15 protein-coding genes are annotated in these 14,574 nt (G+C 69.3%); 4 read left to right on the forward strand and 11 right to left on the reverse strand.

The features are described from left to right. Nucleotides 1–32 precede the first annotated feature (32 nt). The 8 genes from uvrC to RI211_RS10655 all read right to left on the reverse strand — a co-directional run bounded on the left by uvrC (nt 33) and on the right by RI211_RS10655 (nt 9,408). A complete protein-coding gene (gene uvrC / locus RI211_RS10620; protein ID WP_187661746.1) occupies nt 33–1,937 on the reverse strand; it encodes an excinuclease ABC subunit UvrC in 1,905 nt (634 codons plus the stop codon). Next, nucleotides 1,937–4,825 (reverse strand): excinuclease ABC subunit UvrA, encoded by a 2,889-nt coding sequence (gene uvrA, locus RI211_RS10625; RefSeq protein WP_315637587.1) that lies wholly within the window; start codon nt 4,823–4,825, stop codon nt 1,937–1,939. Before uvrA ends, uvrC begins: the two co-directional genes overlap by 1 nt. 9 nt (nt 4,826–4,834) lie before the next feature. Beyond that, nucleotides 4,835–5,410 carry a hypothetical protein gene (locus RI211_RS10630; protein WP_315637586.1) on the reverse strand — a complete coding sequence of 192 codons (576 nt, stop codon included), beginning with the start codon at nt 5,408–5,410 and terminating at the stop codon, nt 4,835–4,837. Beyond that, nucleotides 5,407–6,714: a DUF58 domain-containing protein gene (locus RI211_RS10635; RefSeq protein WP_315637585.1), complete on the reverse strand. Its 1,308-nt coding sequence runs from the start codon at nt 6,712–6,714 to the stop codon at nt 5,407–5,409. Before RI211_RS10635 ends, RI211_RS10630 begins: the two co-directional genes overlap by 4 nt. Further along, complete coding sequence (locus tag RI211_RS10640) at nt 6,711–7,682, reverse strand: AAA family ATPase (RefSeq protein WP_315637584.1); 972 nt, start codon at nt 7,680–7,682, stop codon at nt 6,711–6,713. Before RI211_RS10640 ends, RI211_RS10635 begins: the two co-directional genes overlap by 4 nt. Then, nucleotides 7,679–8,152: a hypothetical protein gene (locus RI211_RS10645; RefSeq protein ID WP_315637583.1), complete on the reverse strand. Its 474-nt coding sequence runs from the start codon at nt 8,150–8,152 to the stop codon at nt 7,679–7,681. The genes RI211_RS10640 and RI211_RS10645 overlap by 4 nt, the downstream gene beginning before the upstream one ends. Then, nucleotides 8,149–8,901: a DUF4129 domain-containing protein gene (locus RI211_RS10650; protein WP_315637582.1), complete on the reverse strand. Its 753-nt coding sequence runs from the start codon at nt 8,899–8,901 to the stop codon at nt 8,149–8,151. The genes RI211_RS10645 and RI211_RS10650 overlap by 4 nt, the downstream gene beginning before the upstream one ends. Before the next feature lie 63 nt (nt 8,902–8,964). Beyond that, nucleotides 8,965–9,408: a MarR family winged helix-turn-helix transcriptional regulator gene (locus RI211_RS10655; protein ID WP_187661752.1), complete on the reverse strand. Its 444-nt coding sequence runs from the start codon at nt 9,406–9,408 to the stop codon at nt 8,965–8,967. A gap of 45 nt (nt 9,409–9,453) precedes the next feature. On the opposite strand from RI211_RS10655, the gene RI211_RS10660 reads away from it, so the two are divergent. Next, nucleotides 9,454–9,696 (forward strand): hypothetical protein, encoded by a 243-nt coding sequence (locus RI211_RS10660; RefSeq protein ID WP_187661753.1) that lies wholly within the window; start codon nt 9,454–9,456, stop codon nt 9,694–9,696. 11 nt (nt 9,697–9,707) lie between these two features. Here the strand turns inward: RI211_RS10660 and RI211_RS10665 are convergent, their stop codons facing one another. From RI211_RS10665 to coaE, 3 genes are all read right to left on the reverse strand, one after another. Beyond that, nucleotides 9,708–10,052, reverse strand: coding sequence for a TfoX/Sxy family protein (locus RI211_RS10665; RefSeq protein ID WP_315637581.1), 345 nt, complete (start codon nt 10,050–10,052; stop codon nt 9,708–9,710). An 11-nt stretch (nt 10,053–10,063) separates the two neighbouring features. Next, nucleotides 10,064–12,136 carry an excinuclease ABC subunit UvrB gene (gene uvrB, locus RI211_RS10670; RefSeq protein ID WP_315637580.1) on the reverse strand — a complete coding sequence of 691 codons (2,073 nt, stop codon included), beginning with the start codon at nt 12,134–12,136 and terminating at the stop codon, nt 10,064–10,066. 71 nt (nt 12,137–12,207) lie between these two features. After that, entirely contained in the window at nt 12,208–12,807 is a 600-nt protein-coding gene (coaE, locus tag RI211_RS10675) for a dephospho-CoA kinase (RefSeq protein ID WP_315637579.1), read from the reverse strand. A 126-nt stretch (nt 12,808–12,933) separates the two neighbouring features. Here coaE and RI211_RS10680 point away from each other — a divergent pair, with 126 nt between their 5' ends. From RI211_RS10680 to RI211_RS10690, 3 genes are read left to right on the forward strand one after another with little or no spacing between them, the layout of a single operon-like run. After that, nucleotides 12,934–13,491: a hypothetical protein gene (locus RI211_RS10680; RefSeq protein WP_315637578.1), complete on the forward strand. Its 558-nt coding sequence runs from the start codon at nt 12,934–12,936 to the stop codon at nt 13,489–13,491. Between the two features lie 35 nt (nt 13,492–13,526). Beyond that, nucleotides 13,527–14,042, forward strand: coding sequence for a signal peptidase I (locus RI211_RS10685; protein WP_315637577.1), 516 nt, complete (start codon nt 13,527–13,529; stop codon nt 14,040–14,042). Next, the gene (locus tag RI211_RS10690) at nt 14,039–14,572 is read left to right on the forward strand and encodes a hypothetical protein (RefSeq protein WP_315637576.1); all 534 of its coding nucleotides are present in this window, start codon (nt 14,039–14,041) and stop codon (nt 14,570–14,572) included. Before RI211_RS10685 ends, RI211_RS10690 begins: the two co-directional genes overlap by 4 nt. Nucleotides 14,573–14,574 lie beyond the last annotated feature (2 nt).

The raw sequence follows: 14,574 nt of genomic DNA on the forward strand, positions 1-14,574 counted from the left end.
TCACTGCTCCTTCTCCCCCTCGGCCTCCCAGCCTAGCGAGTGGACAGGTGCGTATGGATGTTCTGAGCCAGCACCGGGCCGATCCCCTGGACCTCCTGGATCTGGTGGGGTTCGGCGGCGCGCAGCGCGGTGACCGAGCCGAAGTGCTTGAGGAGGACCTTGATCCGTGAGGCCCCGAGACCGGGGACCTCGGCGAGCACCGTCGTGATGTCCTTCTTGCGCTTCTTCCGCTGATGGACGATGGCGAAGCGGTGGGCCTCGTCACGAAGCCGCTGAAGCAGGTAGAGCGATTCGCTGGTCCGCGGAAGGATGACGGGGAAGTCGTCGCCGGGGAGCCAGATCTCCTCCAGGCGCTTGGCGATGCCGCACACGGCGATCTCGGTGTGCCCGGCGTCGCGGAGGGCCCGCGCAGCGGCCTCGACCTGGGGCTGCCCGCCGTCCACGAGCAGCAGCTGCGGCGGATAGGCGAAGCGAGGCTTGCGGCGCACCCCCGCCTCGCCGACGTCTTCCGCGACCACCTCGTCGGTGGTGGGATCGACGGTCTCCTGCTCTTCCGGGCGGTCGAGGTAGGCGAGCCGACGACGCAGCACCTGGTACATGGAGTCGGTGTCGTCGGTCGTCTCCGCGATGTTGAAGGTGCGGTACTGGTCCTTCCGCGGAAGACCATCTTCGAACACGACCATGGACGCCACGACATTCGTGCCGCCGAGGTGCGAGATGTCGAAGCACTCGATCCGGAGCGGCGCCTCCTCCATACCCAGCGCCTCCTGCAGATCGGTCAGCGCCTGGGTACGGGCGACGTAGTCGCTGGTACGCCGGGTCTTGTGCCGGATCAGCGCCTGCTGGGCGTTCAGCGTGGCCGTGCGCATGAGATCAGCACGCTGACCACGATGCGCCACCGCGATCTCGACCTTCCGGCCTCGGCGTTCCCGCAGCCACACCTCGAGCTCGGACGCATCGTCGGGGAGCACGGGCACCAGGATGCGACGCGGCACGTCCTGCGCTTCCCCGTACGCCTGCTGGAGAACCTGCTCCACGAGCTCTCCGCCCGTGATGTCGATCTCCTTCTCGATCGTCAGAGCACGCACGCCGCGGACACGACCTCCGCGGATGACGAAATGCTGCACGGCGGCCGCGAGTTCGTCCTCGGCGATACCGAACAGGTCCGCGTCCTCGTCCGCGGGCAGCACGAGAGCGCTCTTGCCGAGCACGGCCTCGATCGCCGAGAGCTTGTCGCGGTACTTCGCCGCCGCCTCGTAGTCCATGGCGGCCGACGCGGCGAGCATGCGCTGGGTGAGTTCCCGGGTGAACCGCTCGTCGCCACCCGCCATGAAGGCGACGAAGTCGTCGACCATGGCCCGGTGCTCCTCGATCGACACCGTCATCGAACACGGCCCGCCGCACTTGCCGATCTGCCCCGGGAAGCACGGGCGTCCCGTCTGCATCGCCCGCTTGTAGCTCGCGTCGCTGCACGTGCGGATCGGGAACGCCTTGATCATCAGGTCGATGGTCTCGTGCACCGCCCAGACCTTCGGGTACGGGCCGAAGTAGCGGGCGCCGGGGATCTTCCGGTTCCGGGTCACGAGCACGCGCGGCGCCTCGTCCCCCATCGTCACGGCCATGAACGGGTACGACTTGTCGTCCCGGTACTTGACGTTGAACGGCGGATCGAACTCCTTGATCCACATGTACTCGAGCTGCAGCGAGTCGACGTCCGTGGGTACGACCGTCCACTCCACCGACGCCGCCGTCGTCACCATCCGGCGCGTGCGCTCGTGCAGCGTCCGCAGCGGAGCGAAGTAGTTCGACAGCCGCTGACGGAGGTTCTTCGCCTTGCCGACGTACAGCACGCGGCCGTTGGCGTCACGGAACCGGTACACCCCCGGGTCGGTCGGTATCTCGCCGGCCCGGGGTTTGTACGGCAGGACGTCGGCCATCAGCTGGCCTTCCGCGCAGAGCGCCCCTCACCCAGGATCTCGGCGAGGAACTGGCCGGTGTGGCTCTCCTCGACCCGCGCGATCTGCTCCGGCGTGCCAGTGGCGAGGATCGTGCCGCCGCCGGAGCCGCCCTCGGGACCGAGGTCGATCACCCAGTCGGCGGACTTGATCACGTCGAGGTTGTGCTCGATGACGATGACCGTGTTGCCCTTGTCGACCAGACCGTTCAGCACCTCGAGGAGCTTGCGCACGTCTTCGAAGTGCAGACCCGTCGTCGGCTCGTCGAGCACGTAGATGCTCCGACCGTTGCTGCGGCGCTGGAGCTCGGTCGCGAGCTTCACGCGCTGCGCCTCACCGCCGGAGAGCGTGGTCGCCGACTGCCCGAGGCGGACATATCCCAGCCCCACATCGACCAGGGTCTTCATGTAGCGGTGGATGGCCTGGATCGGCTCGAAGAACTCGGCTGCCTCCTCGATCGGCATCTCCAGCACCTCGGCGATGTTCTTGCCCTTGTAGTGCACAGCAAGGGTGTCGCGGTTGTACCTCTTGCCGTGACACACCTCGCAGTCCACGTACACGTCCGGGAGGAAGTTCATCTCGATCTTGATCGTGCCGTCACCGGAGCAGGCCTCGCAGCGTCCGCCCTTGACGTTGAAGCTGAAGCGCCCGGGCTGGTAGCCGCGGACCTTCGCCTCGGGCGTCTCGCTGAAGAGCGTGCGGATGCGATCGAAGACGCCGGTGTAGGTCGCCGGGTTCGAGCGCGGGGTGCGGCCGATCGGCGCCTGGTCGACGTGCACGACCTTGTCGAGGTTGTCGAGCCCGGTCACGCGCGTGTGCTTGCCCGGCACCGTCCGCGCCCCGTTGAGTCGCGAGGCGAGCACCTGGTACAGGATGTCGTTCACGAGGGACGACTTCCCGGATCCGCTGACGCCCGTGACCGCCGTGAGCACGCCGAGCGGGAAGTCGGCCGTGACGTTGCGGAGGTTGTTGGCGCGTGCGCCCACGACGCTCAGCATGCGCTTCTTGTCGATCTTCCGGCGCTTCGCCGGCATCGGGATCTCCCGACGGCCGGAGAGGTAGTCGCCGGTCATGGAGTAGGTGTCGGCGAGCAGCGCGGAGTAGGGCCCGGAGTGGACCACGGCGCCGCCGTTCACGCCGGCGCCCGGACCGATGTCGACCACCCAGTCCGCCGCCTCGATCGTCTCCTCGTCGTGCTCGACGACGATCAGGGTGTTCCCCAGGTCGCGCAGAGTGAGCAGTGTCTCGATGAGTCGACGGTTGTCGCGCTGATGAAGGCCGATGGAGGGCTCGTCCAGCACGTAGAGCACCCCGGTCAGGCCGGAGCCGATCTGCGTCGCGAGCCGGATGCGCTGCGCCTCACCACCCGACAGGGAGCCTGCGGAGCGGCTCAGGTTGAGGTACGACAGCCCCACCTGGAGGAGGAAGTCGAGACGCAGGCGGATCTCACGGAGCACCTGGGCGGCGATCTTGGCCTCGCGCTCGGTGAGCTGCAGCTTCTCCATGAACGCCCGGGCGTCGGCGAGACTGAGGTGCGAGACCTCGGCGATGGAGTGACCGTGCACCTGCACGGCCAGCACCTCGGGCTTCAGCCGGTCGCCGTTGCACACGGGGCACGGGACCTCGCGGAGGTACTCGCCCCACCGGCTGCGCTGCGTGTCGGATTCGGCCTGCAGGTACTGGCGCTCGATGTAGGGCACCACGCCCTCGAAGCCGGACGCGTACCGCATCTCACGGCCGTAGCGGTTCTTCCATTTGACGGTGACCTTGTAGTTCTCTCCGCGCAGCACCGCTTCCTTGACGTCGGAGTGCAGGTCCCGCCACGGGGTGTCGAGGGAGAAGTCGAGGTCTCGCGAGAGTCCTTCGAGCAGCCGCTCGTAGTACTGGAAGAGCCCCTTGCCCTGGGTGGTCCAGGGGATGATGACGCCTTCGCGGATCGAGAGGTCCTCGTCACCGAGCATCAGGTCCACGTCGACGGACATGCGCGTGCCGAGGCCCGAGCATGCGGGGCAGGCGCCGAACGGCGCGTTGAAGGAGAACGTGCGCGGCTCGATCTCGGTGAGGGTGAGCGCGTGTCCGTTGGGGCACGCCAGCTTCTCCGAGAAGGTCTGCCACGCGTCGTCGCCCTCGCCGTCCACGTAGTTGATCTGCACGACGCCGCCGGCGAGCCCGAGGGCGGTCTCCACGGAGTCGGTGACGCGCCCGAGGATGTCCGGCGAGGCGACGAGACGGTCGACGACCACAGCGATGTCGTGCTTGTAGCTCTTCTTGAGCGTCGGCGGCTCGGCCAGCTGGATGAGCTCGCCGTCGACGATCGCGCGCGAGTAGCCCTTCGCCCCCAGCTCGCGGAAGAGGTCGACGAACTCGCCCTTCTTCTGCGAGACGATCGGCGCCACGACCTGGTACCGGGTGCGTTCCGGAAGCTCCATGAGCTGGTCGGCGATCTGCTGCACCGTCTGGCGCTGGATCTTCTCGCCGCAGACCGGGCAGTGCGGCACGCCGATACGCGCCCAGAGCAGGCGCATGTAGTCGTAGATCTCGGTGATGGTGCCGACCGTCGACCGCGGGTTGCGGTTCGTCGACTTCTGATCGATCGACACCGCCGGGCTCAGCCCCTCGATGAAGTCGACGTCCGGCCGGTCGACCTGGCCGAGGAACTGCCGGGCGTAGGCGCTCAACGACTCGACGTACCGGCGCTGCCCCTCGGCGAAGATCGTGTCGAAGGCGAGGCTGGACTTCCCCGATCCGGAGAGGCCGGTGAAGACCACCAGCGAGTCGCGGGGGATGTCGATGTCGACGTTCTTGAGATTATGTACGCGGGCGCCGCGGACACTGAGTTTTCCTGGGGAAGCAACGGGGACGATGGGCACCGAACAAGTCTACGAGGGGCCACGGACATCGGCTCCGAGAACGCCGTACGCGCCTGGTGCGGACGCCGCCGCGCCCGCCCGTCTCGCCGCACGGTGGGCGACTAGGATCCCGCCGAGCAGCGCCGCCGCGGCGAACGGAGCCAGGATCACGACCTCGGGGGTGTCCGGCCGCTCGGCGAGCAGCCAGACGCCGAACGCCAGCGGCTGCGCGATCAGCTGAACGGCGAGGAAGCGGCCGGCACTCGGAAGCAGGACGGACAGGGCCACGCGCGAGGAGAGCGGCACCACGAGGCTCAGCGACGCGCAGACATGCAGGGCGTGCACGAACAGCAGAGCCAGCGCGGTCCGGGAGGGATCCGGTTCCGAGAGGATCACGCCGAACGGGAGGCCGGCCAGCGCCACCCAGGCGGCGAGACTGCGGGGGATCGCGACGGCGACGGCAGCGGCGAGCACCGCGATGCCCTGCCACAGCGGGAAGGGGATCAGGAGCAGTGCTCCCCCGGCGGCCAGGGCGACCACTGCCAGCCGGAGGACGGCCCCCGGGACCGCGACACCGGCGCGGAAAGAGCGGACGGCGCGAGTCATCGGCGCCCCTTCCCGCGACGCGCAAGACGGCGGGCGGCACGGCGCATCGCGGCATCGACACCACCGGACCACGGCACCACCTCGATGCCGGCATGTCTCAGCTCGGCCAGGACGTCGGTGCGCTCGGCGAGCAGAGTGCGCAGGGCGATCCGCTGCTCGCGACTGAGGCGGCTCTCCTCGGGAGTCGGAAGCACATCGACGGCGATGACGGCGTGGCCGGCGGCGCGCCAGCTGGTCGCCAGCCGTGCCGCCACCCCGTCGACGAACGTCGAGAGCACGAAGACGATCGACCCTGGCGGCACGGCCGGGGACCGCCGATAGGACGGATCGGTGCCGATGCCGGTCGCGGCGATCGCGCGGCGCACACGGGCGAGGTGCCGGGCGCCACCGCCGGAGGGCAGCGAGAGGCCGTCCGGAGAGAGCGCGTGATAGGCCACGCGGTCGCCCACGCCGATCGCCGCGGTGGCGATGGCGAGGGCCGTTTCCCGGGCGAGATCGAGTGAGGTCACTCCGGAGCGATCGGGGTCGCCGCTCCCCCATGCGGCCACGGCGGCACCGAGATCTTCGGCGGTGTCGATCGCGAGCACGACCGACGAGTCGCTCAGCGCGTCGTCCCTGCGCACCAGGAGATCTCCTGGTCGACGTGCGGCGCGGGCGGTCGCGCGCCAGTCGACCCGACGGAGCTCGTCTCCGGGGACGAAGGGCTGGATGTCCCGGAAGTCGCCACCCTGCCCCGGGCGGGAACCCGGATGCGACCCGTGCAGTCCGGTGAGCCGCAGCGCCACCGGGAGGCTGCCGATCCGCACCGCGCGCGGCGGCGCGTTCCAGGCGAGCGCCGTCCGAGGGACGACATCGGAGACCCACGCGCCGTCGAGACTCGACCCCCGCAGGGTCACGGCGAGCGGCTCACTCGGACCCGAATGCTGCAGCACACCGCGCGCCGTGAGACAGGCCGTTCCCGGTCGGACATCCACGAGACCGGTTCGCCGCCCGTCCTGATCCACGGCGATCTGCACCGCATCCGCCGCCAGCACCACATCCGCGGCGGTCTGCACTTCCGGGCGATCGACGCTGCCGGCGGCGTGCGCGCGCAGAGCGATTCGCGCTTCTCCGGGGCTCGGGCGGCGGAGGAGCGCCCACGCGGCGGCCAGCGCCAGCGGCAGGCCGATGGCGACGACATCCGGACGGGAGAAGGCGAGCCCCACCGCGGCGATGATCGCCGCGCCGCCGATGCCGAGAGCGATGACCGGCGTCCGCCGCCAGGCGACCGCGGTCGCCGTCTGCACCGCCGCCTCGTCCGTCACGGGGCCGCCGCGACGGTCGGAGGCACGGCCGTCCGCGCCAGGGCCGCGTCGACGACCGTCCGCGGGTCCACTCCCTGTGCCCAGGCCTGCGGCGTCAGGGTCAATCGATGCGCGAGGACCGGCACCGCGACGCGCTTGAGGTCGTCCGGCCGTACATATGCCCGACCGTCCAGCGCGGCGAGCGCGCGTCCGAGGAGGACGAGCGCCTGCGAACCACGCGGGGAGGCGCCGACGGCCACCGTCGCCGCCTCGCGTGTCGCCCGCGTGAGCTCGACGCCGTATCGCACGACATCGCGGTCGACGTGGATGCCCTCGACCGCTGCTTGGATCCGCCGCAGGCCGTCGGCGTCCACCACGGGCTCGACCTCGATATCCGGGCTCTGCCGCTCCATACGGTCGAGGATGATCCGCGCTTCCTCCTCCGGCTGCGGGTACCCCACCGCGAGCCGCACCATGAAGCGATCGAGCTGCGCCTCCGGCAACGCGTACGTCCCCTCGTACTCGATCGGGTTCGATGTGGCGATCACGTGGAACGGACGCGGGAGCGGAAACCTGTTGCCCTCCACCGTCACCTGGTGCTCGGCCATCGCCTCGAGCATCGCCGACTGTGTCTTCGGCGTCGTCCGGTTGATCTCGTCCGCAAGCAGCAGTCCTGTGAAGATCGGACCGGGGCGGAAGGCGAAGTCCCCGGTGGAAGGCGCGTAGACGTACGAACCGGTGACATCGCCCGGCAACATGTCGGGTGTGCACTGCAGCCGACGGAAGTCCAGCCCGAGCGCACCCGCGAGGCTGCGCGCGGCGAGCGTCTTGCCGAGGCCGGGAACGTCCTCGAAGAGCACGTGGCCGCCCGCCAGGATCGCAGCCAGCGCGATCGTCAGGGGCTCGTCCATCCCGACGACGGCCGTCTTGACGCCCGCGAGCACGCGGCGTCCGACATCGGCGATCTGCGTGGTTTCGTCGGTGGTCATGTTGTCTCCTCCGTGTCGATGGGGATGCGGTCGAGGGCGTCGAGGACACGCTCGAGGTCCACGCGTTGCACTTCTCGCGCATGCAGGGAGGCGCGGACACCGTCTCCCAGCACCGCGTCGATACGCGGGTGGTCCTGAAGGTCATCGAGGTCGAGGCCGCGATGCGCGAGGCGCCGACGGACCACGCCCTGCACGCGTCGAACGACGACATGGCCCGCGACGCCGGTGCGGGTGTTGATCGCCCACGCCAACCGCGACACGTCCGAGCCACGGCCCTCCGCTCGGGGCGCCTCCGGCGGCCACACGACCACCTCGTCGACGAAGGCCTGGCGGGTGGCCGCGACGATCGCGAGCAGGATGAGGGTCCATGCGACGGCGAAGGGGGCGGGCACTCCGAAGATGAGCATCACGACGAGAAGACCAGCGGCGATGAGGGCGCTGAGGAGAGCCAGGACGATCCTCCCTCTCATCGCCACCCCGCCTTGATGCCGCGAAGCGCGTCGGCGGCGCTCCGCCGGTCGCCTTCGTCTGCGATCAGCCCGCCGAAGCGCACCCGCTCATAGAGGCGTTGCAGGACCGCGACGTCCGCGGCGATGCCGTGGCGCCCGCCGATCACCCTGGCGGTGAATTCTGCCGGCGTCTCCGTCGGAGCGCGCCCCTGACCGGCGTCCGCGGCGGATTCCTCCAAGCCGATCCACGCCGCGACGATCGCGTCACCGGGTACTGGTCGTTCGATGACCGTGCGAAGCGCATCGGAGACCCCGCGGCGGATGGTCACTTCGTCAGGGAGGATATCCGGCGACGTGGGGCTGGCACCCGGCCCGGCAGCCGCGGCGTCGCGGCGTGCGAGCGGACGGTCCCGCCACAGCCGCACGAGGAATCGGATGAGCTGGCGAACGACCACGACGACGAGCGCGAGGACGGCCAGCCCCAGCACGAGACCGAAGACCATGCCGAGCACCTGCGCGAGAACCGGATCCTCCCATGATTCCGGAGGCAGCGGTGTCTCCGTCGCCGTCGGGGCGGGGAGCACGACGTTCTCCTGGGGCGGCGATGTGCTCTCGGCCTCCGTCGACGCGAACTGCGGGGTGCCCTGCACGGCCGCGGCGAACATGAGGAGACCGAACAGTCCGGCGACGGCGGCGAGGCCGAGGAGCAGCGGCGGCCCCGGTCGACGCACGCGCTCCGGCGCGGGGACCGGAGGCTCGGGGCGCGACATGCCTCCCACCCTAGGGGTGCGCAGGCGAGCACCAGCGCTTCATATCGGGATGCCGCGGAACGGTCAGGGGTGGGCGGGGCGGGGCCCCGCGAAGGCGCCCAGTCCGTCCCGCAGTGCTGCCACCTCGTCGATGTCCATCCCCACGGCGGCCATCACCTGCCGCGGCACGTCCACCGCCCTGGCACGCAGGGCGGCACCGGCGTCCGTGAGCGTGATCTCGAGTCGGCGTTCGTCCTCGCTGCTGCGCTGGCGGGCCACCAGGCCGTCGGCTTCGAGTCGCTTGACGAGGGGCGACGCCGTCGCGGGCTCCAGCGCGAGGTCGGCGGCGAGGTCGTTGAGGGTTCGCGGAGCCCGCTCCCAGAGGGCGAGCATCACCAGGTACTGCGGATGGGTCAGCCCGAGCGGCTCGAGGATCGGCCGGTAGATCGCCACCACGTTCCGCGCCGCCGTGACCACGGCGAAGCAGAGCTGGTTCTCGAGGCGGAGCAGATCATCGGTGTCGGTCACGATCCCGACTATACATCTGCACGAATCATTAGTACACTAATCAACATGTCACGCGACTCCAGCCGGCCCCCTCTTCGCACCCGCATCCGCGAAGCGGGGGGCCTCTATGCCTGGGTGAACACCAACCTCGTGCGCCTGGCGGGCCCTGCCTCCGTCGGGCCCTACGAGAAGACGCCGCCGCCGAGTGCCGCGGAACGCGCCGAACGCGCCTGCCCGCTCTGCGGAGCGCCGATGACGGAACACGAGATCGACCGCTCCGGGCCGAAGACCCTGGTGCACTGCCCGTAAACCGCTCGGGGTCAGTCGCCGTCCGCGGTGGCGGCCCCCACTGACTCTCGGGCCATGTCGATCCACATCATCAGCGCCGCATCATCGGTGATCGCGGACGCGGCGACGTCGATCCAGCCCGACCCCATGGTGCGCGACCCCATCACGGCCCGCGCAGCACCCGGCTGGGTCACGGCGACGGCCCCGTTCTCCTCATCCACGCGGACGAGGAGCGTGCCGTCCTTCCGTGCTCCGACGAGGATGCGGCCCTCGTCGAGGAATGCCCTGGTTCCGAACATCCGCCTCTCCTCGATCGAGGGGTCAGCGCCGAGCAGCGCCCGGACTCGGTCCGCGAGTTCCTCTCCTGCCGCGTCCATCTGGTCTCCGTCTACGCGTGCCCGGCCCGCTCCATCGAGCGGAGCTCCTTCTTCATATCCTGCACCTCGTCACGCAGGCGCCCGGCGAGCTCGAACTTCAGCTCCGCGGCAGCGGCGAGCATCTGATCGGTGAGGTCCTGGATCGTGGCTTCGAGCTGCTGCGCTCCCTCGGCAGCGATGCCGATGCGCCGAAGGTTCGGCGTGGGCGACTTGCCCTTGCCCGACGCACGGCCTCGCCCGGACATCAGCTCCGCCGTGTCCTGCCCCTCGCGCGCCAGCACCTCGGTGATGTCGGCGATGCGCTTGCGCAGCGGCTGCGGATCGATCCCGTGCTCTTTGTTGTACGCGATCTGCTTCTCGCGCCGACGGTCGGTCTCCTCGATGGCTTTGGCCATGGAGTCGGTCATGTTGTCCGCGTACATGTGCACTTCGCCCGAGACGTTACGCGCTGCCCGGCCGATGGTCTGGATGAGTGAGGTCCCGGAGCGGAGGAACCCTTCCTTGTCGGCGTCGAGGATCGCGACGAGCGACACCTCCGGGAGGTCGAGTCCCTCTCGGAGCAGGTTGATACCCACCAGGACGTCGTACACACCGGCGCGCAGCTCGCTGAGCAGTTCGACGCGGCGCAGGGTGTCGACGTCGGAATGCAGGTAGCGCACTCGCACGCCGTGTTCCCCGAGGAAGTCGGTCAACTCCTCGGCCATCTTCTTTGTGAGGGTCGTGACGAGGACGCGCTCGTCCCGCTCCACGCGAAGCCTGATCTCCTCGAGCAGATCGTCGATCTGTCCCTTCGACGGCTTGACGATGATCTCCGGGTCGACCAGTCCCGTCGGGCGGATGATCTGCTCCACCACACCGTCGGCGATGCCCATCTCGTACTTGCCCGGGGTCGCCGACAGGTAGACGGTCTGCCCCACTCGGTTCTTGAACTCGTCCCAGCGCAGCGGTCGGTTGTCCATCGCGCTCGGCAGACGGAAGCCGTGGTCGACGAGCGTGCGCTTGCGGGAGGCGTCGCCCTCGTACATGGCACCGATCTGCGGCACCGTCACGTGCGACTCGTCGATGACGAGCAGGAAGTCGTCGGGGAAGAAGTCCAGGAGCGTGTGCGGGGGCTCCCCCGGCATGCGCCCGTCCATGTGGCGCGAGTAGTTCTCGATACCGGAGCAGAAACCGAGCTGCTGCAGCATCTCCAGGTCGAACGTCGTCCGCATCCGGAGGCGCTGCGCCTCGAGGAGCTTGCCCTGTCGCTCGAATTCCTTGAGCCGCTCCTCCAGCTCGTGCTCGATCGTGCCGATCGAGCGCTGGATGACGTCGGTGCCCGCCACGTAGTGCGAGGCGGGGAAGATCGGCACGGCGTCGAGCTTCTCGATGACCTCGCCCGTCAGCGGATGCAGCGAGTACAGCGCCTCGATCTCGTCGCCGAAGAGCTCGATGCGGATGGCGTGCTCCTCGTACACCGGGATGATCTCGATGGTGTCGCCGCGGACCCGGAAGTTGCCGCGCGAGAAGTCGACGTCGTTGCGGTTGTACTGCATCGCGATGAACTGACGGATCAGGGCGTCGCGGTCGTACCGCTCCCCCACCTGGAGCGCGACCATGGCGCGCAGATACTCCTCCGGCGCGCCCAGGCCGTAGATGCAGGACACGGTCGACACCACGACCACATCGCGGCGGCTCAGCAGTGAGTTCGTCGTCGAGTGGCGAAGGCGCTCGACCTCCGCGTTGATCGAGGAGTCCTTCTCGATGAAGGTGTCCGTCTGCGGAACGTAGGCCTCGGGCTGGTAGTAGTCGTAGTAGGAGACGAAGTACTCGACGGCGTTGTTCGGCATGAGCTCACGGAACTCGTTGGCGAGCTGAGCGGCGAGGGTCTTGTTGTGCGCCAGCACGAGCGTGGGGCGCTGCACCTGCTCAACGAGCCAGGCCGTGGTCGCGGACTTGCCTGTTCCGGTGGCGCCGAGCAGCACGATGTCGGTCTCGCCCGCGTTGATGCGGGAAGCCAGATCGGCGATCGCCTGCGGCTGGTCACCGGCAGGGGTGTACTCGCTGATGACCTCGAAAGGGCGGACACTGCGGGTGGGCTGCATACCTCAAGCGTATGCCGCCCCTCCGACATCGGGGCCGGCGGGGTCGGAAGCCTCCGGTGGGCGGCTGTCCTTCAGCGCGCGCGGAGCCGGTCCCAGAGCGCGTCCGTCTGAACCAGGGTGTGCTCGATCGACCCCGAGGTGTCGATCACGACGTCGGCGATCGCGAGCCGCCGTTCGTCGGAGACCTGGGCGGCGATCCGGTCGCGCGCGGCTTCGGGGGTCATGCCGCGCAGACCGACGAGCCTCTCGAGACGGACGTCCTCCGGCGCATGCGCGACGACGATCTCATCCCAGGGGTCATCGACACGAGCCTCCACCAGGAGCGGAACGTCGTACACGACGACGGCGTCCGGGTCGGCGGCGAACGCCGCGTCGAAACGGCGCTGGGACTCGGCCCGTACCGCAGGGTGCACGATGGCGTTCAACTGTGCGAGCCGGTCCGGGTCGGCGAACACGGTCGATCCGAGGGCAGCCCGGTCGAGGGATCCGTCCTCGGCGATGACGGCGTCTCCGAACGTCCGTGCGATCATCCGGAGCACCTCGGATCCGGGCGCTTGGACCTCGCGCACGATCTGATCCGCGTCGACGACGACCGCGCCGAGCTCGGTGAGCCGGTTCGCGATGGTGGACTTCCCCGACGCGATGCCTCCGGTGAGAGCGATGAGCGGCATCCGACCATCCTGCCACGCTCCGGGCCCGGGGCCGCACGACGCGGAAACGGAACAATCGGGAAAGCTTCGGCCCCTCTTGAGGAAGACTTGACAGTCCCCTGAGGTGTGCTGCGTAACGTCGAAACCATGACGAACACGGATGCCTCCACACGCCCTGACCGCACCGAGCGACGCTCCCGGCGACGCCCGATCATGGCGTTCGCGCTGGCCGTGCTCGCGACCGGCGGCATCGGCGCGGCGCTCACCAGCGCCGCGTGGACGGACAACACCTTCTTCAGCGCCCCCGCCGCGGGAGCCACCTTCAACCTCCAGGGTTCCGTCGACGGAACCACCTGGAAGGAGTCGGCGGCCAAGAACAGCATCGAGCTCGTCGTCCCCGCCGAGAAGCTGGCGAACCTGCTTCCCGGCGAGACCCGCACCATCAAGCTCTGGGTGAAGAACGTCAGTTCCGTCAACGCCGCGCTCACCTCCACCGTCGAGTACGCCCCCGGCACCACGGCGACCGACTTCACGGTCAAGCCGACCGCCACGATCACCGGACTCGCGGCGTCGCTGACCTCCTCGGGGTCCACCGCCGCCGATGAGTTCGAGCTCGTCGTCACCACTCCGGCGGACTGGGCGACCAGCAACCAGGGCAAGACCGGCACGATCCTCGTCACGGTCTCCGCGACCGCGACCAACTGACCACCCACCGCCGCAGCCGAGACGAAGGACGAATCGTGGTGCAGCTCCTCCGCCGGCTCGCCCTGCCCGTTCTCTGGACGCTGGCCGTCATGGGGGTGGGCTGCGGCGTCGTCTGGGGCGCCACGGCCATCGGAGTCATCCAGCCGCTCGTCGTGATCTCGGGCTCGATGGAGCCCGAGATCATGACGGGCGATCTCCTCATCGCCACGAAGGTCCCCGCCGACTCTCTGGAGGTGGGTGACGTCGTCAGTTTGCCGAGCGCGCTGACCGACTCCCTGGTCACCCATCGCATCACCGCCATCGAAGCCGCCGATGGCGCGCGCACCATCACCATGAAGGGCGACGCCAACGAGTTCTCCGACGCTCTCGACTATCCGGTGACCGGCGACGTGTGGAAGCCGGCGGTGCAGCTTCCCGGGTGGGGAACCGCGATCATGCGGATGACGACGCCCGCTGTCGCCCTCCCGTTGCTCCTCGGGCTCCTGGGGCTGCTCGGTCTCAGCATGATGAGCCCCGTGGAGCACCCGGCGCGGAAGCCCCTGACGACGTGACCCCGGCGCGACGACTGGTGGTCCCGCTGGGCGGCTTCGCCTTCGCGGTGGTGGTCGTCTTCGTGTCGCTCGCACAGGCGAGCGTTCCCACCACCAGCGCGGCGTGGACGGACCGCGCGGTCGTCAAGGGAACGGTGACGGCGGCATCCGCCTGGTTGTCCCCGTTCACGGGGAACACGTGCAAGGCGTACAGCAGCCCCACGGCCGCCCCCACCACCTGCGCGATCACGGCGATCCGCTACGAGGAGATCAGCGACACCTCCGGCCACTTCTACATCAGCACGAACGCCCCGGGCGGGTCGCACCACGTCGACGTCGACGTGGATCTGAAGAAGGCGACGGGCCTTCCCCGGACGTGGACCTCGTGGAACGCCGCGGGGGTGCTCCCGGGCAGTCACGTCACGCCGGACCCCGCGTGGACGTGCTCCTCGTTGCCCCGGCTCACCGGACGCAGCCTCGACTGGCACCTCACCGACCTTCAGGTTCCCGTGACGCTGCACCGCACCTCGGCGGACACGATCTGCACCTGAGC

The organism is Microbacterium meiriae, assembly GCF_032364335.1.
Lineage (GTDB): Bacteria > Actinomycetota > Actinomycetes > Actinomycetales > Microbacteriaceae > Microbacterium > Microbacterium meiriae.